1 protein-coding gene is annotated in these 239 nt (G+C 67.4%); it reads left to right on the top strand.

Annotated features, from left to right (window positions below):
• Window positions 1-239 (top strand): ATP-binding cassette domain-containing protein (locus tag SB771_RS36750; protein ID WP_410722253.1); only part of this gene is annotated, 239 nt, incomplete at both ends.

Raw genomic sequence — 239 nt, 5'->3', positions numbered from 1 at the left:
ACCCCCGCCGCCGCGCTGGCGCATGGCGAGCTGCGGCAACTGGAGCTGGCCATGGTGCTGGCCTGCCAGCCGACCCTGCTGCTGCTGGACGAACCCATGGCCGGCATGAGCCAGCATGAATCCGAGGCCATGACGCGGCTGCTGCAACGCCTGCGCGGGCAATACACCATTCTGCTGGTGGAGCACGACATGCAGGCGGTGTTCGCGCTTTCCGACCGCATCACGGTGCTGGTGTATGG

The organism is Burkholderia sp. SIMBA_051 (assembly GCF_046534915.1).
Lineage (GTDB): Bacteria > Pseudomonadota > Gammaproteobacteria > Burkholderiales > Burkholderiaceae > Burkholderia > Burkholderia ambifaria.
Note: the sequence above shows the minus strand (reverse complement) of the source record. Positions and strands in the feature narration are given on the sequence as shown.